General features: G+C 33.0%; 1 protein-coding gene and 1 pseudogene. One reads left to right on the plus strand and one right to left on the minus strand.

The annotated features are described in order from the left end of the window. On the minus strand, window positions 1-91 hold a 91-nt coding region (locus tag AC1DJR_RS33455), incomplete at its 3' end, for a VOC family protein (protein WP_477004620.1). A gap of 111 nt (window positions 92-202) precedes the next feature. Here AC1DJR_RS33455 and AC1DJR_RS33460 point away from each other — a divergent pair. After that, window positions 203-446, plus strand: a pseudogene (locus AC1DJR_RS33460) (AAA domain-containing protein); the annotation flags it as partial.

The raw sequence follows: 446 nt of genomic DNA on the forward strand, positions 1-446 counted from the left end.
GCTGTAAGCCGACTACTTCTTCATAAAATGAAATAGATGTTTCTAAGTTTGCGACCATAAGTCCGACGTGTTCAATTCTTCTGACTGGCATGTGCACTCCTTCTTTCTGAAAATTATATACAATATAATATTGAAAATTAAGAAAATAATCAAGGTAAAAACCTTACAAATTTTAGAGCGTTATATGGTATAGTGAGAAAGTATGTTTGGGGAGAAGGAAGGAGCTTATTTTATGAATACACCTACTCAAACTCCTTCATTAACGGAAACGATGAAAGAGTGGCATTATGCATTAGCATATGAAATTAAACATTGGAAAACGATAGGTGGTAGTAAAATATCTATCATTAATGGTCGTTTTTTATATACAGATTATGAAAGTACAGTATACGTATTTCAGCTTATTTCGGAAGTAAGCTTACCGGAAGGTTCACCAATTCGAATTG

It is taken from the genome of Bacillus sp. 05T31 (genome assembly GCF_056396725.1).